This is a genomic window from Paraburkholderia sp. EG286A, assembly GCF_040965375.1.
In the GTDB taxonomy this organism is placed as follows: Bacteria; Pseudomonadota; Gammaproteobacteria; order Burkholderiales; family Burkholderiaceae; genus Paraburkholderia.
On record NZ_JBFRCB010000001.1, the window covers coordinates 977,952 to 1,001,559 of the forward strand.

Below are 23,608 nucleotides of genomic sequence, written 5' to 3' on the forward strand. Positions count from 1 at the left end.
CTCCTGGAAATTGGTCGTAAGCGGATTACATCTTCATCTTCCGTACTCCGCACTATCAGTTTCTTTAATGGTGCCCCGCGCGTGATTTGATTTCCTGAATGTGTCACTACACTCGTCTTCAGCGATACGCCAATTTTGATGGCTATCGAGAGTTCCACACTTCCAGTCTGGAGACATCCCGTGAGACACAACCACGCTCATATGAGCGACTACTTAGGCCGGCTTTTAGCCGGTCTTGCGCTCTGCCTGTTCTCAGTGGCGCCGGCCATGGCGCAATCCACATCCCCCGATAAACTGCCCCACGTAGCGGTGCTGGCAACCGGCGGCACGATCGCAGGTACCGCGGGGAGTGAAACGCAGACGACGGGCTACAAGCCGGGCGTGCTGACGGCTGACGCGCTTCTCAAATCGGTCCCGTCACTGGGCAAGATTGCCCAGGTGTCCGGTGAACAGATTTCGAATGTCGGAAGTGAGAACATCACCAACGATATCCTCCTGAAACTGGCGAAGCGCGTGAATCAGTTGCTTGCTCAACCGGATATCGCGGGTGTCGTGGTGACCCACGGCACCGATACCCTTGAGGAAACCGCCTATTTTCTAGATCTCGTTGTCAAGAGCGACAAGCCCGTGGTGGTCACGGGATCGATGCGGCCGTCGACGGCCATCAGTGCCGACGGTCCGAGCAATCTCCTGCAGGCAGTCACGGTTGCCGCCTCGCCGGAGGCGCGTGGCCACGGCGTCATGATCGTGCTGAATGACCGGATCGGCTCGGCTCGCTACACCACGAAGACCAACGGCACGACGCCGGATACGTTCAAGGGAAACGACGCGGGTTACCTGGGCACGCTGGTGGACGAGGTTCCTCACTTCGAGACGTCCGTACTGAAACGCAACACCACTGCAACGCCATTCGACGTGTCGAAGCTCGATGCTTTGCCGGAAGTCGATATCGTCTACGGCTATCAGAATGACGGCGGCTACATGTACGACGCCGCAGTCGCGCACGGAGCGAAGGGCATTGTCGTCGCCGGCGTTGGAGCAGGCAGCGAATCGCTTCTCACCCTTCCGTCGATCAGGAAGGCGATCGCCCAGGGGGTGATCGTGGTCCGCTCTTCCCGCACAGGAGGCGGGTTCATACCGGAAGATCCGGCCTATGTGGGTCTTCTCGGTGACGATCTGAACCCCCAGAAGGCCCGCATTCTCCTGATGCTTGCGCTCACGGCGACCAAAGATCCGTCGAGCATCCAGGCAATGCTTCACCAGTTTTGACCCGCTTTCGCCGGCTGAGCACCGGTGAAGATGATTCGTTCAGGCGCGGCGGTGCTGCCAAAGCACCGCCGCGCCGTGTGCCGTTCCAGTAGCCTCAACCGGTTGGCGTACGTCGAGGTGCTCTACTTCAGCCTCCGCGTGACATAGTATTAGAGTTATTGATACTGACACCGGACATGCTGTTTTCTTGAATCTGAGTCCCTACACTGGTTTCAGAAGGCGCAGGCAGGCGCCTCGCTGATAACCAGAGTCCAGGAGACGAAAGTGAGCAAGCAGATATTGATGGAGGACGTTCCGCTGCGCGGTTTCCACTTGCGTGTGGCGTTCAGCGGGACAGGCGGACAGTTCAGCGACGGCTTCGTGCTGGGCATCATCGGCATCGCGGTGAGCATGGCTGCAGGGGCGCTGCACCTGAACGCGCTCTGGATGGGAGCACTCGGTGCGGCGTCCCTTGCCGGCCTGTTTTTTGGCAGCATGTTTGCCGGGCCCGTGGCAGACAGATATGGCCGCCGCACCATTTTCGCCTTCGACATGCTGCTCTTTGCAGCGATCTCCGCAGCGCAATTCTTTGTGACGTCGCCGACCCAGCTGCTGGTGTTGCGCGTGCTGCTTGGTCTCATTCTCGGTGCCGACTACGTCGTGAGCAAATCGCTCGTCACGGAGTTTTCCCCGCGCCGCTATCGTGGCCGTCTCCTGAGTGTGCTCGCGGCCGCCTGGGCAGCGGGTTACGTCTGTGCGTACCTGGCTGGCTTTGCCATTCGCGATATCGGCCCCGACGCGTGGCGGATCATGCTGGCCGCCAGTGGACCGCCGGCACTGCTGATCCTGCCGTTCCGTCTCGGCGTACCCGAGTCGCCCATGTGGCTGATGAAACGCGGCCGGAAGGACGAGGCACTGGCAATCATCCGCGCAAAGTTCGGTCCGGAAACCATCCTGCCTGCACCGGCAGCCGCGCCCCAGCGACGTCGTGGTGCCTGGTCAGAACTGTTCTCGGCCCGCTGGAGAAGAAACACGCTGGTCGGCTGCGTGTTCTACACGTGCCAGGTCATTCCATACTTTGCGCTCGGTACCTTCTCTCCGAAGGTACTGCAAGCCTTGCAGGTCAAGGACGGCTTTGTCGGTGGACTTGTCTATAACGTACTGCTGTTCGCCGGAGCAATCTTTGGACTGCTGATCGTTGACAGGCTCTCGCGCCGCGCGTTCCTGATTGGCAGCTTCTATCTCGCGGCTATCGGACTGGCGGTGCTCGCCTACGCCGGGTTCGGTCCGCTCGGCACGATACTCTCGTTTGGCATTTTCGCCTGCATTCTCTCGGCGGCGGCGAACCTCGAGTTCGTCTATCCGCCCGAGCTTTTCCCGACCCACCTGCGCGCGTCAGGCGTCGGGCTGGCCGTTGCCTCGAGCCGCTTCGGTTCCGCGATCAGCACGTTTCTCCTGCCCGTGGCCGTGCAACAGGTTGGCATTCACGCTGCGCTCGGTGTGTGCGTGGCCGTATTGGTGTTCGGTGGCGTGTTCTGTCATTTGTTCGCACCGGAAACCGGCAAGGAGAGTCTTTCGGATATGGGTTCTGGTCAGGGCGGCAACGAGCCGGCGGTGGACGGCGCCCAGAACGTGAGCCTGCACACAGCGGGACATCGCCACTGAAGCCCAGGCGTCTGACGCTCCCACGTTGGCGCACTCATGGCAATGTCCGCTGAACGCAACTGTGGGAGAGTCCATCGTGTCGCTCAACAAGCCAATTGATATGTATGCGGTGCAGGTCTTCGTCGCCGTGGCGGAGGAGGGCAGCATGTCCGGGGCGGCTGCACGCATGGGCATTTCCCAATCGGGTGTCTCGCAGATCGTCCGCCAGCTGGAAGACGAACTGGGGGTCGTGCTGGTCAATCGCACGACCCGTCCCCTCGCGTTGACGCCATACGGCATCGCATTGAGGAACCGCGGAGCGGTGCTCAGCGAAGAGATCGCCAATCTGAAGGCGCAGGTCGTCGAAGCGGGGCGAGGCATCAAGCCTGATCTTCGCATCGGATTTGTCGACTCGTTCGCGGCCACCTGCGGCTCGGCTTTTACGAAGCGCCTGCTGGAGAAGGTATCGCAACTGTCTATCCGTACGGGATTGAGCCCGCAGCAGGGCGAGGCGCTGCTGCGGCGCGATCTGGACCTCATCGTCACGAGCGACGCGCTGATCGACGCCAATGACGTAGTGCGATTCCGGCTCCTGTCCGAGAAGTACCTCGTCATCACGCCGCGGGATTTCCGCAAGTCGGTTCGCTCCGTGGAGGACATCCGGGCCCTGGCCGACGCATTGCCCATCGTGCGCTTCAACCGGAAATCACAGGTCGGCATGCAGATCGAGCGCTATCTGCGTCGCATTGAGGTGCGCACGCCGACCAGGCTCGAACTCGACAACGCTGACGCGCTGACTTCGATGGTGGCCGAAGGCATCGGCTGGGCCGTGACCTCGCCGATGTGTCTGCTTCAGGGGGCGGCTTACGCGGACGGGGTGACTCGCCACGTCGTCGACAGACTGGGCCTCGAACGGTCGCTGTATCTGGTCGCGCGGCGCGACGAATACAGCGCCTTTTTCGAAGACGCATGCGATACGGCATCCGAAGTGATCGAAACATCGTTCCTGCCGCGAGTGAAAAAGGCTCTCGGCCAGGAAATTGAACAACTGATTGATGTTGGAAACAGGAACTCAAATGAACAGTCAAGCCAAAGCTGAAACGCGTACCGAACGCGATTACGTTGGTGAAGTCGAAATTCCGGTCGAGAAATTGTATGGCGTCAACTCGGTGAGGGGCGTTGACAATCTGACGGTTTCTCCTCTCAGCATTGCTCACTACCCGGCGTTTGCGGTGGCTTTCGCGCAGTGCAAATGGGCGGCCGCGCTCGCGAACCGGGACACCGGTGTCATCACGCCGGAACAATGCGACGCAATCAGCCGTGCGTGTCAGGAAATCATCGAAGGCAAGTTTCGTGACTCACTGATCGTCGATCTGCTCGAAGGCTCGGGTGGCACGTCGACGAACATGAATTTCAACGAGGTGATCGCCAATCGGGCGCAGCAGCTTTTGGGGCACGCGCCAGGGTCGTACGACGTGATCCATCCCAACGACCATGTCAACCGCTCGCAGTCCACGAATGACGTGTATCCAGCCGCGCTGAAGATTGCGACCTACGCGATGCTCGGACCGCTCATTGCGGAAGTCGAGAAACTGGCGGCGCAGTTCGATCGGAAGACGATCGAGTTTGCCGACGTCCTTCACCTCGGCCGTACCTGTCTGCAGGATGCGCAGCCGATGCGTCTCGGTCAGCTTTTCGGCGGTTATGCGTCGCTTGCGCGACGTCTCGCGGAGGAACTGGTGGCAGTGCGCGACAAACTGCGGACGCTGCCGCTCGGTGGTACGGCCATCGGTACGGGTTTTGGTGCGCCGGCTGGGTATCGATCCGCTGTCTATCAACACCTCTCGGAACTCGTAGGCGTTGACTATGTCGCGCCGGCAAACGCGTTCGACGCGATGCAGAACATGGACGTGTTCTCGCGCGTTTCGGGCGAACTTCGCACCTGTGCGGCGTCCATTGCAAAAATTGCATCGGACCTGACGGTGCTCTCCTCCGGCCCTGTGGGCGGAATTGGGGAGCTGCGCTTGCCGGAGGCGCAGGCCGGCTCCTCGATCATGCCGGGCAAGGTGAATCCTGTTTTGCCGATGGCGATGATCCAGTTGAGTTTTGCCGTTATCGGCAATGATGTCGCGGTGGCTCAGGCGGTTCAGTATGGCGAACTGGAAATCAATCACTTCGAGCCCGTGGTGGCCTCCCGTGTGTTCGACAGCATCATGCTGCTGACCAACGGCATCGAGCGGTTTGCGCAGAAGTGTGTGGCCGGCATCACCGCCGACGTTGCATGCAACGAGCGACACCTGATGGACTCGATGGCTGTGGCCACGGCGCTCGTGCCAAAGCTTGGATATGCTCGTGTCAGCAAACTGGCGCGCCAGTCGGTTGCGGAAGGTCGGCCACTGGTGCAGATTCTCGAGGAGTCGGGTCTGCTGTCGCGCGACGACACCCTGTCGCTGATCGATAAGGCGTCGTATCCGGTTTTTGAGCCGAGGTAATCGGCTGCTGGCCGGCCGCGCGAGGCGGCGGCCGGCATGCGCAACATACTGGATCGAACGGGAAATGATTGAAAGGGACAAATTGCTGGAACTGCTCGAGCAGCAGGACGTGCCGTTTGAATGTGAGTTCCACGAGCAGGTACTCAACATGGCGGAATCCGGGGCGCTCGAGCTGTCGCTTGACGGCGCACGCTGCAAGAATCTTCTGCTGCAGGACAAGCAGGGCGGCTTATACCTCGTGGTGACGACTGCGCATAAATCGCTGGATCTGTCCGCGGTTGCGAAGACGCTGAACAGCAAGCGTCTGTCGTTTGCTTCGGCCGATCGTCTTTTCGATCTGCTTGGGGTCAGGCCTGGCTCGTTGAGCCCACTGGCCCTGGTCAATGACGGCGCTCATCATGTTCGCCTCGTGATCGATAGTGACCTTGGGCACGAACAGGTCTTTCTGTTTCATCCACTGGATAGCACCGCGACGATCGCGTTGTCGAGGCGAGATCTCGAAGTCTTTCTGCAGCGCATTGGTCACGCCCCGTCGTGGCACGCCCTCGGAGAGAGACGACCGGCTTGAAGCGCCAGCTCATGCTGGCAATGCTCGCGATGTCGGGGAAGGGCAAAGCGGGGCACGCTTGCCGGAATTGCCGGACCGTTATGGTGTGGTCAAGGCGCAGGCGCTGACCAGCCTTGCTGGTGCTGGTGGCGAACGCTTTTTTGCACGACTGCGTCATTTTGTGCGCGCAGCGCCTAGCATTTCGACGGCAAACATGCCTGCGGCCGCAACGGCATCGACAGCGACACAGCCGATCCGCTCGCCAATCGTTGCGGCAAGTCCGATCGTCGAGAATCCCGTGCACGAGAACGCGATCACTTGCGCGCCCGCCTCGTGAAGACGGCGCGCCGTCTCGAGTGCGGCGGCGGCGCCTTCGGGTGTGAGGAGATCGTTGGTTTTCGTGACGCCTTTCGGCCGCGCGTAGGCGACATCCTGACCGAGCAGCGTGCGGAGGGGTCGTGGGGCTTGTGCGCCAATGCCAATCACGGCAACCGGCAATCTGAGCAGCGCCGCCACGCGCGCCGATGCGCTGCCCGCACTCACAACGGGAATATCGACGGCCGCGCGCAGTTCGGTGAGCCCCGGGTCGGCGGCGCAACTCAGGAACTACGCACGCGCGCCGTCTGCTTCCATCTGCCGGCCCAACTCAACGATCTTCGACGCGGCGAGCGCTTCGGTCGCCGCGTCGAAGATGCCCGTCGGCTGGCCGGGAATGCAGCGGGAGAACGAATCGATTCCATATTGCGCCTTGATCAGGCGCCCGTGCTCAAGGAGCACCGCTTCGTTCTGTGTCGTGAGGACCCGAATGATCCCGAGTGTCATCACGCTGCTCCCGCAAGCGTCGCGCCAGGCACTATCGTTTCCGCCGCGGCGCCGTGGCTGAAGCGAAAGCCTTCGTGCGGCCCGTGCAGCGTGATGGTGTCTTGCTGCACATGCAGCCAATCGCCTTCAGGCAGGCCGACCACGGTGACATGTGGATTGGCGACGAGGAACTCCTCAATGCGTTGATTGCGCGTTTCGCCCTGATGTCCTGCAGGAAGTGCGTTTGTGTAGTGGGGATTGATCTGGAAATCGATCAACCCGAGCGCATCGAAACCATTGGGGTCGACAATCGGCATATCGTTCGTCGTACAAATTGTTGGGCAAGCGAGGTTCGCACCGGCGCTCCAGCCGAGATAGCGTGCGCCACCATGCACTGCCAGGCGAATTGCATCGACCAGGCCGCGTTCGCGGCACTGCGCGAGCAGCTGGAAGGTATTCCCGCCGCCCACAACGATCAGTTTGGCCTCCGCGACGGCCGCATGCGCTTCGGCAGGGGTGGAAAAGGTATGCACGGAGCGCAGCGAAATGTTCGCGGGCGCGAGCGCTGCGGCGACCTTTTCCGTGTACGCGTCCCATGTCATCGTGACGCCGGCGAAAGGCACGAAGAGCGCCTCAATAGCGTCCGGCCCGCTGTATTCAGCCAGCGTGCGAATGGCTTCGAGCGCGTGAACGAGGTAGGCGCCGTCAGGGCCTCGGGAATTGCTCAGCAGCAGGGCATTCATGAAAGAATCTCCGCAGTCAGGCGCGCGATCAGCGCATTGGAAAGAATCACCGGCAGGCCGCTCGCTTCCTTGACGATCTGGCGATGCCGCTCGACGAAGCCCATGCAATCGAGGATCAGCAGTTCGGCGCCTTTCTCACGTAGCTCGCAAGCGGCGGTGATCAGTTCGTCGGACTCGTCCACATTGCGATAGGGCGAAGCCGCGGCGCAGATGGGCGCGCGGCGTAACCCGGCCCATTTTCGATACTCGCTTTCGATCTGGCTAGCGAGTGGCACGACGATGCCCACCTGCCGATCGCCGACGAGTGCCGCCGCGGCAGGCGGCACGATCTGGTCTGGCTCGACGAGCCATGCCGTGCGGCCTTCGAGGCCGTGGAACTCGCCGGTGCAGAGCACGAGTATCACGTCACAGCCAAGCGCGACAAGCGCGTCGATTTTTTCCTGCAGCACCGCGCGCACGTCAGGCTTGTCGACGATGACGGAAGAGCCGTCGAGCAGACGCGATACGAGCGTGGCGTTACCGGTTTGCGGCGCGTAGCGCGCCTCGATTTCCGCGGACGTGAGGCCGTCGAGTACGCCCATATGTACGCGCGGGAGCACGTCGGGAAGGTGCGCGTCGAGAATAGGCGTGATGTCGGTTCGCGGCGCCTGGCCGATCGTCAGTGTGCCGAGTTTTCGTGTGGTCATGAGTTTCGCCTGTTCACTTTCCGGGGTGACGCACCTTGAGATGAGCGAGCGAGCCGTAGAGTTCGATGAGCCGCGAATAGTCCTTTTCATCGTGAAACGAGCAGGTGCCGCGCCCGAATTCCTTTGCCACCTCTACTGCGAACTTGACCGCCAGCGCGATATCGATTTCGTGGCTCGCGCCCGTTGCGCAGCCAGGCACCACGGTTTGCGTCGTGATCGCGACGCCGACCACCGGTGCACTGGTCGCGATCGACGGCTGCATGATGCTATTCAGATGATGCACGCCGTTGCCGTACGGCGTGATGTCCTGCGTCGTCACGGGGAATGTGACCGCGGGTTTGCCGCTCGTCATCTCCATGATGCGGATCAGGTCTTCCGATACACGGAGGATATAGCCATCCTTCACGGTCGGGGAAATGGCATAGCCACTGTGGTTGATGATGCGGTTGCCCTTGGTCGTGTCGATGGAAAGCACTGCGTCCATCTCGTCCCAGACTTCGTGTGCGTTGACGTCCTCGGTGTCGATGGGTGAATCCATGAAATCAACGGGATCGTGCGGGCGCGTAGGTGCCGTGGGGCAAATGTGCGTTGTGAGGAACACGTCTCCAGGGAGCGGGTCACCATTGCGCCGCATTTGCGCGAGCTTGAGTGCCGCGGCCACGGCGGCGATGGCGCCATCGGCGTCCGAGACAAGGCCGATGCGAGACGGACGCGCGCCAATGCCGCCCAGACGCCCGACAATGCCGAGCGTCCTCGCAGTGCCACCTTTGCGCTTACCGCTCTCGCCAGGGATGGCGATCTTGATGAAATCGGTTGTGCCCTTCGCGCCGCCGATCTCGATGACGTCAACGCTCACGCCTTCATCAGCGAACGGCGCGAGCAGATCGATCACAGTTTGGCCGCTCGTGAAGCGGCTGTCGAAGGCTTCGAAGACCTGAAGGGTTTGTGTGAGACTCATAGGAATATCGTTCGGTTGCAAGGAATACGTTGTGTATTGAATCGATCGCCGCGCAACGCTCAGCGCGATTTGATGACCGATCCGATGAAGCTGTATAGCGCGTCCGCGGCGATCACGCCTGCGGCAAATACTTCCATGCCGTTCCTGGCAGCGGGATTGCGGCGCCCGATGACCAGCCGGATGGCAATACCGGCCAGCACCGCCCAGCCTGCAAGCGGGCTCGCGATCAAGAGGCCGGTGGCAAACAGCACACCGAGCTGACGTTTCGGTCCACCGGCGAACTGCAGCACGGCACCCAACACGGCCCACATCAACAGCGAATGGAGAATTCCGGGCGCGACGCCCGCCTGGATCGTCGAGACGTACACCTTTGCCACGGGCGGGATCTGGTTGTTCGAGAAGAACGCATGGTGCGCGAGCAGCACGACAGGAATGGCCACGAGAAACGCGAGCATCGCCGCGATCAATTGCTGTCGACGGCCTGCGAGCTCGAACGCGGGGTCCTCGCCGTGTCCGCGCAGGATGAAGCCTGCTTTCAGGTCGTACCCCATGTCGGCGAACGCGGGGCCGGTGGCGGCTGAAAAGCCGCACAGCACGACCAGCGACACCATCGGGAAACCGATCAGCATGCCGATCAGCAGCGTAATCAATGCAACCGCGAATGCCGGGAACCAGCCGGAATGCATCGCGGCGATACCCACGATCAGCTCATGGACGAACGCCGCGAGCGCCGCGTACAGCACGAAGCTCACGAGCATGCCGGGCGACATGTCGTTCCAGATGCCGCTCAGTAACGCGACTAGTGCGGCGAGCGCTACATAGGCGATCGCGCCGAAGCGAAGCGAACTGGCGACGCTCGGCACGCTGGCAACCTGCGAGGCACCGCTTGCCGCCTTGTTGACTTTCTGGTCGCGCAGGACGAGCACGCCAACCTGGATCAGCGCGACGAGACCCGCACCAATCATCATGCCGTGTGGAATGTAGGCCTTGTCGATGGCAAAGTGGAAGAGCGGCACGGAGTATCCGCGAATCAGAAAACCGAGGCCTAGCATGCCGAGCGCCCAGATGTTTCCGATGAACGCGGTGCCGAATGCGGACATGGGGATGCCGAGCCACGAGCCGACGAGACCGACGCCGACGCCGACGCCAAGCAGGCGCGCCTGCTTGCCGCCCTCATCGCCGGCCTTGATCGCTTCCGCTGCCGCGACGCCTTGTGGCCACGTTCCCGTCGCCGGAAAGACGCTAGTACCGAACATGCGGTACAGCATGTATCCGTCTAGCAGCATGCCAAGCGCAACGCCGGCGAACATCGGCAGAACGAGGTCTTCACGACCGAAGAGGAACGGAATGGCGATGGGCAGCAGCAGGCTGTTGGCCGCGCCGAACGTCGCCGCGGAAATTGCGCTTTGCGCCAGGTTTTGCACGTGCACGGAGCGGTAGGCGCGGAAGAAGCGCAACGGCACGCGTGCGCAAATCATTGCGGCGAGCGCGCCGACGATAGACGTATTGGGCGTCACGCCGACCTTGACCAGCAGTTCGATCCCGATGATCGCGCCAATGACGGAGAGGGCGGCGAGCAACAGTAGGTTGGCCGGAGATAGGGCCGGCGGATGCGTTTGCGGCGCAGGATATGTGCTGGCGCGAGGAGGCTCTCCCGCGTCGGATGTCGATTGTTCAGGCGAGTGCGAAGCATGCATGCGTTGGTCTCATCAAAAGCGCGCCGATATTTCGACGTGGGTGGCTGACGGTGCTGGCTCAGGAAAACATGGCCGCTGCAATGCGAGCTCGCGTTCCGCCCGGACTAGTGTGGAGGCACTTTCTTATTGGGTAAGGGCGCTCCAGAAAGGGTCGCCGAGCGCGCGCCCGATCATGCGTGCCTCGTCGCGTACCGCCTCGCCAAGCTCTGCGAGTGCTGCGGGATCGTGCGCGCCTGCGGGAAAGCTCAAGCAGAACGAAACGCACTCGCCACTCGAAGGGTCTGCAACTGCGCACCCCACGGAGCACACGCCATAGAGCGCTTCGTTTTGGGCGAGGGCGTAGCCGCGCGTGCGGGTGAGTGCGATTTCATCGAGCAATGCATCGAGCGTGGCGGGGCCGCGCGTTGGAGAACGCGAGTCGCCGGATTGCACGGTTGTCATTTCGACTGCGCTATCGGTGACATCCGTGCCGGCCTGACGCAAGCCCAGCGGGAAACGGGCGCGAATCTGCTCGTCGGCTTCGCGTGAGAGCAGCGCGCGGCCCGTGGAGGTCGCCCACGAAGCGGAGCGATGGCCGGCGTTCGTCATCGCGCGGAACGCATGCGAACCAGGCCGCACGCGCAAAACGACAACGTCGTTGCCCTCGAGCACCGAGACGTAGCCCGTGTGGCCGTAGCGGGCGCACAGCGTTTCGAGCGCCTGCGCACACATGTCGATGAGCGAATTCGTCGATCGCACGAGGTGGCTGAGTTCCAGGAGCAGCATCGAGGGACGATAGGCCAATGACTTCCTGTCCCGTTCCAGTAAGCCGGCTTCTGTCATCTGCTTGAGCACGCGCGAGGCCGAACTCTTGGGCATGCCGAGATGATCGACGAGGTCGGTCATCGACATCTCGCGCTGCTCTCGTGCCATCAGGCGCAGTACTGCGGTTGCTGTTTCGAGAATGCTCATGGGAATACCACTCGTTAGCGTGTTCACTTAACTCTAGGTTCCATTTTATGGAACCGAGTTCCAAACTAGCAAATATCGTAACGAAGGAAAAGCGTCACGAAAAGTGTTTCAAAAACATTTGTGCTACTCACGACAACTTTTCTGCGCATGTTTCAAAAGTTTTTTTGAGAGCTGCCGTAAGCGCATAGAATTTAGCTAAACATGGAACGCGGTTCCGAAATGCGGAACTGCTCGATGCCATCAGGAACAGGTTCAAGCGCTGAAAGATGAGGCGCTCTAGCGAGACACGAACACATCGGGTTGGATAGGCATCCTAACTCTTGAGGTGAGCTGCGAAAGCTGCGGCGGGGTGGTGTCGTAACCCGGATATCGCAGAACCGTGACCGCACAGATTCGCGGTACACGAAAAGTCCGGAACTAAGTTAGTACAACAAATTGTTAATCAATGTTGTTTATTATGAGAAGAGGTATTCGATGTTGAACAAGTATGTATTTTCTGGCGGGGCTGCAATGTTGTTCGTGGGTGCCGTGGGGGCGCATGCCCAGGGTTCGATCACCTTGTATGGCATCGTCGACGAAGGCCTCACGTATTCGAGCAACCAGAAGGGCTTCTCTGTCGTCCAGCTTCAGTCAGGGAAACTTGGTGGTAGCCGTTGGGGCTTGAGAGGCGCGGAAAATCTCGGCAATGGCTTGAGCGCCATCTTCAATCTGGAAAACGGCTTTAACGCGACCAATGGCACAAACAGCGCCGGCCGTATCTTCGGACGTACCTCCATTGTCGGGTTGAGCCAGAAGGGTATCGGTGCGGTGACATTCGGGCGTCAGTCAGATTCGCTTGCCGATATCGTCGCACCGTTCTTTGGCGCAGGTTTCTGGACGCCGGCGACGCATATCGGTGACAACGACGACATGAACTGGTACTTCCGTGTCAACAATTCTGTGAAAGCTACGACCGAGACGATTTCGGGGTTCAAGTTCTCCAGCATTTATGGCTTCAGCAATCAGGCAGGCGCCTTCGCTAACAACCGGGAGTGGTCTGCAGCGGTCAGCTATGTGCATGGCCCGTTTTCACTAGGCGGTGGCTACATGCTGCTGAACCACCCGAACTCGACATCGAATACGAGCGGTGCGCTTGGCGGTGCATCGGCTTCGAATGGCGACGATTACGGCACCGCATTCTTCTATGGACTCGACGGCGGTGTCGCGCGGCAGCAGGTTGCCGCAGGCGGCGTCGGTTATGTGCTCGGCGCAGCGCAGATCGGACTTGGATTCAGCAACGTGCAACTCGACTACAACGACGGCGCGTCGCGAAAACTGAACAATCTCGACGCGAATCTGCGCTACCGGGTGAGTGCGCCGCTCACGTTGATCGCCGACTATACCTTTACGTACGGAACCGCCGACCGTGTGCCGGGCTCGACGGGGCATCTCAAGCCGCGCTGGCATCAGGCGACGCTGGGCCTCGACTACGCGATGAGCAAGCGGACGGAATGCTACGCGTCGGCGGAGTACCAACTGGCAGCGGGGGACGCATCGATCAAGTCCGGAAATTCGCTTGAAAAGATTGCGTATATCCAGTCAGCAGGTGGCGCATCGTCCAGCAATTCGCAAGTTGCGGTTTCCATCGGTATCCGTCACAAGTTCTGATCGCATCGAGATCTGGCGCTTCAGGCCACTTGAGCGATTTGACGCAAATGACTATCCAGAGCAACTCCAGGCCGCTCAGCAGCGTTTGCAAAATTTCCTCATCTCAGCCCCGCGACTCCACTCAGCACTCCCTCGAAATACCGCCACACTTGTTACTCCCAACCTCCGATTCCCGGTAGCAAACTACTCACGTCACCCAACGAGCGACGCGTAGCGGACGTAATCGCGCCGCAGGAATTTGCCCCATTCAGGAGGTCGCAAAAGCCATGAGTTCAGCAACCGAAAACGGAAGGAAAGGCGGACAGCCCGCCATGCTCACACCACCGGTCGTCTCGTCGCAGGCGTGGGAAGAGGCGCGCCAGCAGTTGCTCGTGAAAGAAAAGGCGGCGACCCGGGCTCGGGACGCCCTGGCCGCCGAGCGCCGCCGCATGCCCTGGATGGCGGTGGAGAAGGCCTACGCATTCGAAGGGCCCGCGGGCAAGCTCAGCCTGCAGGATCTGTTCGACGGCCGGCGTCAGCTGATCGTCTACCGCGCATTCTTCGAACCGGGCGTGTTCGGCTGGCCCGACCATGCCTGCCGGGGCTGCTCCATGGTGGCCGACCAGGTCGCCCACGTCGCCCATCTGAACGTCCGCGACACCACGCTCGTTTTCGTCTCGCGTGCGCCTCAGGCCGACATCGCGCGGCTGAAGGCGCGCATGGGCTGGGAGATACCGTGGTTCACCATCACGGACAGCTTCGACGCCGACTTCGGCGTGGACGAGTGGCACGGCACGAACGTGTTCTACCGCGACGGCGAGCGCGTATTGCGCACCTACTTCATCAACAATCGCGGCGATGAGCAAATGGGGGGCACCTGGAACTACCTCGACATCACGCCGCTGGGTCGCCAGGAGGTTTGGGAGGACTCGCCCGAGGGCTATCCCCAGACCCCAACCTACAAGTGGTGGAACTGGCACGACAGCTACAGCGCTGACGCGCCGCCCGACAAGAAGTGGGTCGAGGTGTCGGACGCCGGCGAGGCTGCATTCCGCAAGCAGGACCAGCAAGGAACGCCTTGAGCGAAACGTGTTCGGTCAGGCGTGTGCCTCAAGCGGCAAGCGCGGCATCGACCGCGGCCAGGTACTGCTGGAAGCCTGCCTGCAGCAGCACGGTTCGCACGCGCGCGAGTTCGCCTCGCGCGGCTTCGTCCGCAGGCGCCTGCAGGACGCGCGCGAGCGCGCGTCCGCGCGCCGCGAACAGCTCGGCCCAGGGGAGCGGCTCGCGCCGCGTGTAGTCCTCCAGTGCGCTCGCGTAGCGCAGCACGCCGGCCGGATCGCGGGCCGCCAGCATCGCTTCGATCGCGTCGCGGTAGAACCAGAGATGGTTGTGGCCGACCGCGCCGAGGCGCAGCAGGTCCGCGCCTTCTGCCAGCAGGCGCGTGCGCTCGTCATGCTCGTCGACCGCGCGGGCGAGGGCGCTCAGATTCTTCGGCGCGGAAAACTGCGTGCCCACCTCGCGCGCGATCGCCAGCGCCTCGCGCAGCGCCTCGATGGCTTCGCCGCGGCGCCCGTCGGCGAGCCAGACACGTCCCTGCATTTCCACGTTCTGCGCTTCGAACCGGCGCGCGCCCAATTGCCGGATCACGCGCCTTTCCTGCTCCAGATGGACCTGCGTAGCCGGCATATCGCCTAGCTCGTAGCAGGCGAACACGCCGAGCGTCTCGCCCAGCAATTGCGCGCGCGGCTGGCCGATCAGCGCGGCGGCGCGCACGGCGGCAACGGCGTCTTCGCGCGCCTGGCGCGGCTCGTTCAGATAAATGCGGCTGAAGCCCTGCATCGACAGATTGGCGACTTCGATCCGCCCGCACCCGTGCTCGCGGCTCAACGCCACGCAATCGCTGAAATGGCGGAACGCGGTCCGCATCCGCCCTTGCGCGTAGGCGGCATCGGCGAGGCCGCCGAGCGCCCGGGCCTCGGCCTCGGGCAGGCCAAGGCGCCGCGCGTATTCGAGCCCGCGCTCGTGCTCGGTGCTGCAGGCATCGATCTTGCCGAGCGGAAAGTAGATGTTGCCGCGCAGATAGTGAAGGCTCGCGAGCTCGGCCACCCGGTCGTCGCGTTCCGCGAGCCGCTGCGCAGCCTCGAGCAGATCCAGCGCTTCGTCGAGGCCTTCGCTCACCCGCAGGCCTTCCGCGAGCCCGAGCTGGCAGCGGCACAGACTGGCGTCGTCGGGGGCGGCCGCGAGCGCCGCGCGCCAGGTCGCGATCGATCCCGCAATGTCGCCGAGGTCGCGCAGCAGTTCGCCCTTGCAACAGCTCAGGCTGTGGCGGTCCGTTTCCGTCTGCGCGATCTCGAGGCCCCGCTCGGCGAGGCGCAGCGCGGCCTCGAGCAGGTGCGCCGTGCGCTGCGCGAGCGCGGCGGCCAGGTAGGCCTGCGGCGCGCGTTCGTCCTCGGCGCGGTCGAGATGCTGGGCGTGCAGCGTGGGGTCGCCGTGCGCGAACCAGTCGGCCGCGCGGCGGTGCAACTCGCGCCGGCGCGCGCGCAGCAGCGTCGAATAGGCGCTTTCCTGGATCAGCGCGTGGGCGAACAGGTACTCTTCGCCCTCCGGCAGCACGAGCGCATTGGCGAGCAGGCCGTCGCAGACGTAGCTGGGGTCGTCGATGAGCCGCCGCAGCAACGCGATGCCGAACCGCTGCCCGATCACGGCAGCCGCCTGGAAGGCCAGGCGGTCGCGCGGCGCGAGCCGGTCCATCCGCGCGAGCACGAGGCTGCGGATCGAGCCGGGCACGGCGTTGTCGCTGCCTTCCTCGGCGTTGCGCAAGAGCTGCTCGAGGAACAGCGGGTTGCCGCCCGCGCGCTCGATGCAGGCGAGCGCGACCCGCTGCGTTGCGTCGATGAAGTTGCCCGCGAGGCTCAGCGCTTCGTCCTGGCGTAACGGCCCGAGGTCGATGGTCGCGAACGGGGTGTCGCGGCAGCGCGCGCGCCACGCCGCATCGATCGGGTCGCCTTCCACGCGCGAGGTCGTCACGAGCAGGCCCGGGCCGTTCGCGATGCCCGAGGCGAAGGCCGAGAGATAGTCGAGCACTTCGGGCTCGGCCCAATGCAGGTCTTCGACGACGATCAGCGTGGCGGCCCGCCTGCAGGCGTCGCCGGTCAGTCGCGCGGCGAGCGTTTGCTTGCCGCGCTTGCGCGCGCCGTGGTCCATGGCGTCGTAGACGGTTCGCCATTCGTCCGCGGGCGGCAGGTCGAGGAGGTCGTGGAGAAACGCGTGCTGGCCGGCCTCGAGGCTGCCTTCGGCGGCGAACCGCGCGGCGGCGGCGCGCCGCGCGTCGCTCGATGCGCCGCCCGGCAGGCCGAGCAGGCTGCCGGCGATCGTGTGCACGGGGTCCCGCCCCTTGCCCACACCGAAGTCGAGCACGAGGCCCCGATGGATCTCGAAGCCCTGCGATTGCGCATAGCGGCGCATCTCGTCGACGAGCCGCGTCTTGCCGATGCCCGCTTCGCCGCGCACATGGACGATGTGGCCGGCCCGCCTCGCGACGCACGCGCGGACGATCCCGTGAAACTGCTCGAGTTCGGCCTCTCGTCCGACGAAAAGGCTCTGACCCGTCTTCGCCGATTCGCTCGCCGGGTCGCTCGAAATCGCGCGCAGCCGCCATGCGCGCACCGGCGTGTCGATGCCCTTGAAGCGCTGCTCGCCGAGCGCGTCGCAGACGGCGGCGTCGCCGAGTGCGCGCGCCACGTCATCGGAAAGCCAGGTCTCGCCGGCGGCCGCCGCGACCTGCAGGCGTGCGGCCAGGTTCACCGGAGTGCCGGTCGCGGTGTAGTCGCGCGCGTCGACGCAGCCGAGCGCGCCGGCGACGACCTCGCCGCTCGCGATACCGATATGGGCCTGCAACGTGCGTGCCGCCTGCATGCTCAATTGCGTCAGCGCCTCATGGATGTCGAGCGCCGCGCGCGCCGCGCGCAGCGTGTCCGTCTCGTGCGCGCGGGGCGCGCCGAACAGCGCCATCACCGCATCGCCGATATGCCTGTCGGTCGTGCCGCCCCAGGCGAGCACGATGCCGTCGACGAGCGCCGTGAAGCGGCCGATCAGCGCGCGCAGCTCCTCCGCATCGAGCGTACGCGAGAGCGCGGTGAAGCCGCAGAGATCGGCAAACAGGACGGTGACCTGCCGGCGTTCGTCCGTGGGGATCTCCAGCGCGTGGGGTGCGACCGGCGCTTGCGCCACAGGTGGAGCCGCGGCTGGCGGGCTCGGCGCGGCGGCAGCGAGGATGCGTTTGCGGTGGCCGAGCGACTGCACCCCGAGTTCCCGCAGATCCGCGTCGGTCAACTGCGCGAGCAGCGAGAGATCGATATCGTTTGCCGCGAACGCCTGCGCGTACTGTTCGAGTCCCAGGGCGCGCAGCCATTGCTCAATATCCATGTTCGCCGCCTGGATGCGATGCCGGTTGCCTGATGCGAACCGCCCCGAGCCCGTCGGGATCGTGCCGGTGAATTTCCAGTGTAGGCGCGCGCCACGGGCCGCGTACGGCGTTTGACAGGCTTTCCGGCGCGGACGGATACTGGATCGCTCCCCATCGCGCCTCGCGCATTCCACCGGGAATTCACGTGAAGCCGGGCAAGACCGTTACCGTCGCCGACGTCCCGCCGCGCTCGCGCATCGCGGCGCTGCCCGGCGATCTGGCGGCCGGCGCGGTATCGGCGCTCGTCATGCTGTGCTACGCGATGAGCCTCGGCACGATGATCTTCAGCGCCGATCTCGCCCGCTACGCCATGCTCGGCGTGCCCACTGCGCTCGTCAGCTGTGTCGTCACGGCGCTCGTGATCGCCTTGACGAGTTCGATGCGCCTGAACATCGGCGGCCCCGACAGCAACGCGGCCGCGTTTCTCGCGGGCGTGGCGGCAGGCGTCGCGAGCAGCGTGCGAGCGGACGGCGGTTCCCCGCAAACACTGCTGCTCACCGTGCTGATCGCCATCGCGCTTTGCTCGCTCGTGACCGGCGTCGTGCTCTACGCAATCGGTTCGTCGAAGCGCAGCCGCTCGCTGCAGTTCCTGCCTTACCCGGTCCTCGGCGGGTTCCTCGCCGGCACGGGCTATCTGCTCCTCGCCGGCGCATTTCGCGTCATGACGGGCGAGCCGCTGCAATGGCACACGCTCGCGGTGTTGACGCATCTTCACTGGCTCGCATGGCTGCCCGCGCTCGTCGTCGGCGTGCTGGCCACGGTCCTGATGCGCAGCTGGAAGCACGTTGCCGCGCTGCCGCTCACGCTGGCGTTCGGCATCGTGCTTTTCTACGTACTGCTGCGCGCCGCGGGCCTGTCGATCGACGACGCGCGCGCCATGGGCCTGCTGCTGCCGCGCGCGGCGCTGCGGCTCACCGGGTTACCCGAGCTGCACCTGCGCGCGCAGCTCGGGCAGGGCGGCATCGACTGGACGGCGATCGCCGCACACCTTCCGGAGAGCCTCGTGGTCACCTCGGTGTCGGCCGTCACGATCCTGATGAATTCGACGGCGATCGGCGCGGCGACGGGCGAGGAAGTCGATCTCAATCGCGAGATGCGGGCCGCGGGCCTCGCCAATCTCGCGAGCGGGCTGTTGGGCGGCATGGTCGGTTACCAGTCGTTCAACCGCTCGATGCTCAACGCGCGCGTGGGCGCGACGAGCCGGATGGCGGGCGTGTTCGCCTCGCTCGCGTGCCTCGTCGTGCTGGCGGCGTCGCCCGGTTTCGTCGCGCTCTTTCCCGTGCCGGTGCTCGTCGGCCTCCAGCTTTTCATGGGGCTGCGCCTCATCGTGCAGTGGGTGGTCGGCGCGTGGGCGAAACTCGCTTGGTACGAGTATCTGCTCGTGCCCGTGATTCTCGGCACGATCGCGGCTTGGGGCGTGCTCATCGGCGTGGCCGTGGGCGTGATTGCCGCGTGCGTGATGTTCACGCTGCTCTATGGCCGCGTGAGCTGCATCCGCATGGCGTTCGACCTTCGCACCCGCACTTCGAACGTCGAGCGCAACATCGAGGAGACCGAAGCGTTGCGCGGCCTCGGCGCCCAGGCGTGCGGCATGTGCCTGCAAGGGTTTCTCTTTTTCGGCACGGCCAATTCGATCCTCCAGCGCATCCGCGAGCGCCTCGCCGCGCGTGACCCAGCGCGGGTTCGATTCGTCGTACTTGATTTCGCGTCGACCCAGGGCATCGACGCGTCGGTATCGATCAGCTTCGTCAAGCTGCGGCAGCTCTGCGCGGCGACGGACGCGGACCTGATCCTGACCGCGCTGCCGCCGCGCTCGCGCGATCTGCTGACGAAAACCGGCACGCTCAATTTGCGGATTCGCGAATTCGACACGCTCGATGCGGGCCTCGAATGGGTGGAAGACCAGCTGCTCGCGTCGAGCGCGCTCGCGCCGAAGCCTGGTGACGACCTCAACGTGCTGCTCGCGCCGCACTTCACGGCCAGTGCGCTGAATACGCTCTCAACGCGACTCGAAGTGCAGGATCTGCAGGCGGGCCAGGCGCTGTTTCATCGTGGGGACCCGGGCAACGCGTTGTACCTCATCGAGCGCGGGCGGCTCGCCGTTTCGCTGCCGCTCGGCAACGGGCGGTCAGTGCGGGTGCGCGCCTGCCTGCCGGGCACGGTCATCGGGGAAATGGCTGTGTACACGCAGCAGCCGCGCAGCGCGGACGTGTTTGCCGAGGCGCCGACGCGGGTGCGCAGGCTGTCGCTGGCGGCGCTCGTTGCGCTCGAGCAGGACGACCCTGCGGCCGCCCAGCAATTTCATCGCTTTCTGGTGAAGGTCATTGCGTCGCGCCTCGCCCTTGCCACGGAGGCCCTGCGCGCGGCCTACTGAGCGGGGGAGGAGGGCTCGCGTCAGACTGAATTGTGCGGCGCGTCTTGCAGACCTCGCGCCGCGACGCGCTCCGTCACGCCTTCATGCGGGTGATCGTCGAGCGATATCCGCGACGTTTCCGGCAGGGACATCCCGCCAACGAGGGCCAGCAGCGAGACCGCGATCAGGTAGTAAGCGGGCGAGATGCTGTTGCCCGTCGACTCGATCAGCCAGGTGGCGACCAGCGGCGCCGTGCCGCCAAAGATCGTATAGGCCAGGTTGTAGGTGATCGCTGAAGCCGTATAGCGCGTGCGGGTCGGAAAGATTTCGGAGAGCAGTGCCGCCGTGACCACACCCGACAAGACCGCGCCGAGCGCAAGCATGCAGGCGCCGGCGATCGCGGAACGAAAATCCCCCGAGCCTCCCAGCGAGAAAGAGGGGTACACCGCGGCGATCAGGATGGCGCATGCCGTGAAGACGGTTTTGCGTCTTCCCACTGCGTCCGAGTAGAGGCCGGCAAGCGGGCAGATGGCCGCGGCGAATACCAGCGCGATGACCGTCACCAGTAACGCGCTGGCCCGGCTCAGATGGCCGACGACCTGCAGATACGTCGCAAAGTAGGTCGTGAAGGTATAGAAGGAGAGCGCAGTCACGGATACGAAGGCACCGAGGCGCACGATCGCGCCTGCCTGGGTCCTGAGCGTTTCGCGCAGCGGGGCGTGCGCCAGCTCGTGATCGTGCTCGACTGCGGCAAACGATGGCGTTTCGCCAAGGCGCGTGCGCAGATACAGTCCGACCAGACCGATAGGCGCCGCGGCGATGAACGGGATTCTCCAGCCCCAACTGCTCATCGCCTCGGGCGACAGCATGGCGTCGAGTCCGGATGCCACCACGGCGGCGCTCGCGAACGACAGGAACGTGGAGACCGGCAGAAAGCTTCCGTAGCGCGCGCGCTGGTGCTTCGGCGCATGTTCCATCAGATACGCGCAGGCGCCCGCGTATTCGCCGCCGGCGGAAAAGCCTTGCACGCAGCGCACGATCGCGAGCAACAAGGGGGCGAGCATGCCGACCGACGCGTAGGTCGGCAGGAAGCCGATGACCGTTGTGGCACCCGCCATGATAAGGATGGTCAGGGCGAGCGTTTTCTTGCGGCCCACCCGGTCTCCCACCACGCCGAAAAAGACGCCGCCGAGCGGCCTGAATGCAAACGCGACGGCGAACACCGCGAAAGTCTTCATCAACGCGATCGCCGGGTCGCCATTCGGGAAGAACTGGCGAGTCAGCAGGGTTGCCAGAAATCCGTAAACGGCAAAATCGAACCATTCGACGAAATTGCCTACCGCAGCGGCAACGATCACCTTGCGAAGCGTCTTGGGGGCCACTTTGGGCTGATACGCTTTCATGATCTGGCCGTCCCTTGTGCGTTGAATAAGGCGTGCGTATCACCCCGAATGGCGAAGCCACGTGAGGCGAGCGGTTTAACGCTGAATGCGCACGGTTATGATTCGCACAGTAAATGCGACCAGAAATGTCGCTCCTAGAACGAAGCCGACATGGTGACGCGCTGGAAGCGACATCGGGCTGGTGTTGTCGCGGGAGGGCAAGACAACGTCGTTTTTCGAATGATTTTCCGGCGCCGGGCCAGTCAGATTTGATTGACCAACCGGTCTCGCAATTGCCGCCGCAGCACTTTGCCAACCGGCGTTTTCGGCAGATCGTTCACGAAGACCACCTGCCTCGGCACCTTATAGGCGGTGAGGCTCGTGCGCGCGAACTCGATCACGTCCGACTCGGTCAGCCCCGCTTCCTTTTTCACCACGAAGGCGACCGGCGTTTCGCCAGACTGCGAATCGGCCACGCCGACGACCGCGACCTCCAGAATGCCGGGATGCCGGAAGAGCACGCCCTCCACCTCGTTTGGATAGACGTTGAAACCGGAGACCAGAATCATGTCCCGCTTGCGGTCGACAATTTTGATGACGCCGCGCTCGTCCATGATCCCGATGTCGCCGGTCGCGAAAAATCCATCGGTGCCGATCGCATGCGCCGTTTCCTCCGGCCGGTTGAAGTAGCCTTGCATGACGACGGGCCCCGCAACGAAGATTTCGCCGGGCATGCCGGCGCGCACGGCCGCGCCGTTTTCGTCGCGGATTTCAATGCGCATGGAAGGCAGCGGCACGCCGATCGTGCCTTCGAAGGCAGTCTGCGTGACGGGATTGGCCGTCACCGCGCCGGCGGCTTCCGAAAGCCCATAGGCCTCCACCACCGGCGTGCCGGTGAGTTTCTGCCAGCGTTCCGCAACGGCCGGCTGGGTCGCGGTACCGCCTCCGAAGGTGCTGCGCAGCGCGGAGAAGTCGAGCGCGCCAAAGGCCTCGTTGTTCATCAGCGCCGTAAACAGCGTGTTGAGGCCGCCAAACACGGTTGGCCGGTGCGTGGCGAAGTCCTTTACGAGGGAGGGAATATCGCGTGGGTTCATCACCAGCACGCAGCGGGTGCCCAGATGAAACGAGACGAGACATTGGCACACGAGGGCCGCCACGTGGTACAGGGGCAGCGCGACGAGCGTGATCTCGCCGCTCGTCCGGAACACCGGCTTGACCCACGCGGCAAATATCAGCACGTCCGCGACGACGTTGCCATGGGTTAACACGGCCCCTTTGGGGTCGCCGGTCGTGCCGCCGGTGTATTGCAAAAATGCCCTTGTCTCGCGGTTCAGCGCCGTCCTCGTGAAGTCCGCGGCCGGGCGCGCGGTCATCGCGGTCCGGAAGGCGATCGCACCGGCAATCGTCCAGTCCGGGACGAGCTTTTTCTTCTTTCGTACGATGTAGTCGACAAGGATGGATTTCGGGAAGCTTTGCATCTCCGCCACGCGCGCGACGATCACGTGCTCGATGGCGACATGGGCGAGTGCCCGCTCGAGGGTGGCGGCGGAGACCTCCATCACCACGATCGCCCGCGCACCGGAATCCTTGATCAGATTCGCCAGTTCCGGCGCGGTGTAGAGCGGGTTGACGTTGACCACGGTGAGCCCGGCCCGCAGCGCGGCAAACATCGCGATGGGCTGTTGCAGGGAGTTCGGCAACATCAGCGCGATGCGCTCGCCGGGTTTCAGCTGCAGGTCTTTCTGGAAATAGGCGGCGAGGCGCGCCGAGTACTCGTCCAGCTCGCGATAGCTGAGATTCACGCCGAACTGATGAAAGGCGATCCGGTCGCCGAAGCGCGCGACGGCCTGTTCCAGCAGGGCGGCCATCGAGGGGTAGTCGTCGAGGGCGACGTCCGCCGCGACGCCAGCGGGATATTGCGAAAGCCAGGGCAAGTTTGACATTTCGTCCTCCGCGGGGCGACTGCTTAGGCGTTCGCTGCTTCTAATTTTGGACTCCTAGCGTATTCTCGCTAC

18 protein-coding genes are annotated in these 23,608 nt (G+C 63.7%); 8 read left to right on the forward strand and 10 right to left on the reverse strand.

The annotated features are described in order from the left end of the window. The first annotated feature begins 180 nt into the window (after positions 1 to 180). The 5 genes from AB4Y35_RS04390 to AB4Y35_RS04410 all read left to right on the forward strand — a co-directional run bounded on the left by AB4Y35_RS04390 (position 181) and on the right by AB4Y35_RS04410 (position 5,952). Entirely contained in the window at positions 181 to 1,269 is a 1,089-nt protein-coding gene (locus AB4Y35_RS04390) for an asparaginase (RefSeq protein ID WP_368703464.1), read from the forward strand. A gap of 264 nt (positions 1,270 to 1,533) precedes the next feature. Beyond that, a complete protein-coding gene (locus AB4Y35_RS04395) occupies positions 1,534 to 2,913 on the forward strand; it encodes an MFS transporter (protein ID WP_368703465.1) in 1,380 nt (459 codons plus the stop codon). 76 nt (positions 2,914 to 2,989) lie between these two features. Then, the gene (locus AB4Y35_RS04400; RefSeq protein WP_254355393.1) at positions 2,990 to 3,991 is read left to right on the forward strand and encodes a LysR family transcriptional regulator; all 1,002 of its coding nucleotides are present in this window, start codon (positions 2,990 to 2,992) and stop codon (positions 3,989 to 3,991) included. Continuing rightward, the gene (locus tag AB4Y35_RS04405; RefSeq protein ID WP_368703466.1) at positions 3,969 to 5,384 is read left to right on the forward strand and encodes an aspartate ammonia-lyase; all 1,416 of its coding nucleotides are present in this window, start codon (positions 3,969 to 3,971) and stop codon (positions 5,382 to 5,384) included. Before AB4Y35_RS04400 ends, AB4Y35_RS04405 begins: the two co-directional genes overlap by 23 nt. A gap of 64 nt (positions 5,385 to 5,448) precedes the next feature. Beyond that, on the forward strand, positions 5,449 to 5,952 hold the full coding sequence (locus AB4Y35_RS04410; RefSeq protein WP_368703467.1) for a prolyl-tRNA synthetase associated domain-containing protein: 504 nt from the start codon (positions 5,449 to 5,451) through the stop codon (positions 5,950 to 5,952). Positions 5,953 to 6,105: 153 nt separating this feature from the next. On the opposite strand, the gene AB4Y35_RS04415 is transcribed toward AB4Y35_RS04410, so the two are convergent. From AB4Y35_RS04415 to AB4Y35_RS04445, 7 genes are all read right to left on the reverse strand, one after another. Then, positions 6,106 to 6,534 carry an aspartate/glutamate racemase family protein gene (locus tag AB4Y35_RS04415; protein WP_368703849.1) on the reverse strand — a complete coding sequence of 143 codons (429 nt, stop codon included), beginning with the start codon at positions 6,532 to 6,534 and terminating at the stop codon, positions 6,106 to 6,108. 3 nt (positions 6,535 to 6,537) lie between these two features. After that, positions 6,538 to 6,753: a hypothetical protein gene (locus AB4Y35_RS04420; RefSeq protein ID WP_368703468.1), complete on the reverse strand. Its 216-nt coding sequence runs from the start codon at positions 6,751 to 6,753 to the stop codon at positions 6,538 to 6,540. Continuing rightward, positions 6,753 to 7,475 carry a dipeptidase PepE gene (gene pepE, locus AB4Y35_RS04425; RefSeq protein ID WP_368703469.1) on the reverse strand — a complete coding sequence of 241 codons (723 nt, stop codon included), beginning with the start codon at positions 7,473 to 7,475 and terminating at the stop codon, positions 6,753 to 6,755. Before pepE ends, AB4Y35_RS04420 begins: the two co-directional genes overlap by 1 nt. Beyond that, positions 7,472 to 8,161, reverse strand: coding sequence for an AroM family protein (locus tag AB4Y35_RS04430; protein ID WP_368703470.1), 690 nt, complete (start codon positions 8,159 to 8,161; stop codon positions 7,472 to 7,474). Before AB4Y35_RS04430 ends, pepE begins: the two co-directional genes overlap by 4 nt. A 13-nt stretch (positions 8,162 to 8,174) precedes the next feature. After that, entirely contained in the window at positions 8,175 to 9,119 is a 945-nt protein-coding gene (locus AB4Y35_RS04435) for a DUF1177 domain-containing protein (protein ID WP_368703471.1), read from the reverse strand. A 59-nt stretch (positions 9,120 to 9,178) separates the two neighbouring features. Next, positions 9,179 to 10,699 carry an OPT/YSL family transporter gene (locus AB4Y35_RS04440; RefSeq protein ID WP_368703472.1) on the reverse strand — a complete coding sequence of 507 codons (1,521 nt, stop codon included), beginning with the start codon at positions 10,697 to 10,699 and terminating at the stop codon, positions 9,179 to 9,181. 240 nt (positions 10,700 to 10,939) lie between these two features. After that, on the reverse strand, positions 10,940 to 11,767 hold the full coding sequence (locus AB4Y35_RS04445) for an IclR family transcriptional regulator (RefSeq protein WP_368703473.1): 828 nt from the start codon (positions 11,765 to 11,767) through the stop codon (positions 10,940 to 10,942). 474 nt (positions 11,768 to 12,241) lie between these two features. On the opposite strand from AB4Y35_RS04445, the gene AB4Y35_RS04450 reads away from it, so the two are divergent. Together AB4Y35_RS04450 and AB4Y35_RS04455 are read left to right on the forward strand one after the other, a co-directional pair. After that, positions 12,242 to 13,414, forward strand: a complete 1,173-nt coding sequence (locus AB4Y35_RS04450) for a porin (RefSeq protein ID WP_368703474.1) — start codon at positions 12,242 to 12,244, stop codon at positions 13,412 to 13,414. A gap of 266 nt (positions 13,415 to 13,680) precedes the next feature. Continuing rightward, complete coding sequence (locus AB4Y35_RS04455) at positions 13,681 to 14,475, forward strand: DUF899 domain-containing protein (RefSeq protein WP_368703475.1); 795 nt, start codon at positions 13,681 to 13,683, stop codon at positions 14,473 to 14,475. A gap of 28 nt (positions 14,476 to 14,503) precedes the next feature. On the opposite strand, the gene AB4Y35_RS04460 is transcribed toward AB4Y35_RS04455, so the two are convergent. Next, positions 14,504 to 17,818: an adenylate/guanylate cyclase domain-containing protein gene (locus AB4Y35_RS04460; RefSeq protein ID WP_368703476.1), complete on the reverse strand. Its 3,315-nt coding sequence runs from the start codon at positions 17,816 to 17,818 to the stop codon at positions 14,504 to 14,506. A gap of 185 nt (positions 17,819 to 18,003) precedes the next feature. Between AB4Y35_RS04460 and AB4Y35_RS04465 the strand changes: the two genes are divergently transcribed. Continuing rightward, a complete protein-coding gene (locus AB4Y35_RS04465) occupies positions 18,004 to 20,232 on the forward strand; it encodes a SulP family inorganic anion transporter (RefSeq protein ID WP_368703477.1) in 2,229 nt (742 codons plus the stop codon). Positions 20,233 to 20,252: 20 nt separating this feature from the next. Here the strand turns inward: AB4Y35_RS04465 and AB4Y35_RS04470 are convergent, their stop codons facing one another. Both AB4Y35_RS04470 and AB4Y35_RS04475 read right to left on the reverse strand, forming a co-directional pair. Next, complete coding sequence (locus tag AB4Y35_RS04470; protein WP_368703478.1) at positions 20,253 to 21,614, reverse strand: MFS transporter; 1,362 nt, start codon at positions 21,612 to 21,614, stop codon at positions 20,253 to 20,255. A gap of 242 nt (positions 21,615 to 21,856) precedes the next feature. Beyond that, entirely contained in the window at positions 21,857 to 23,536 is a 1,680-nt protein-coding gene (locus tag AB4Y35_RS04475) for an AMP-binding protein (protein WP_368703479.1), read from the reverse strand. Positions 23,537 to 23,608: the final 72 nt, after the last annotated feature.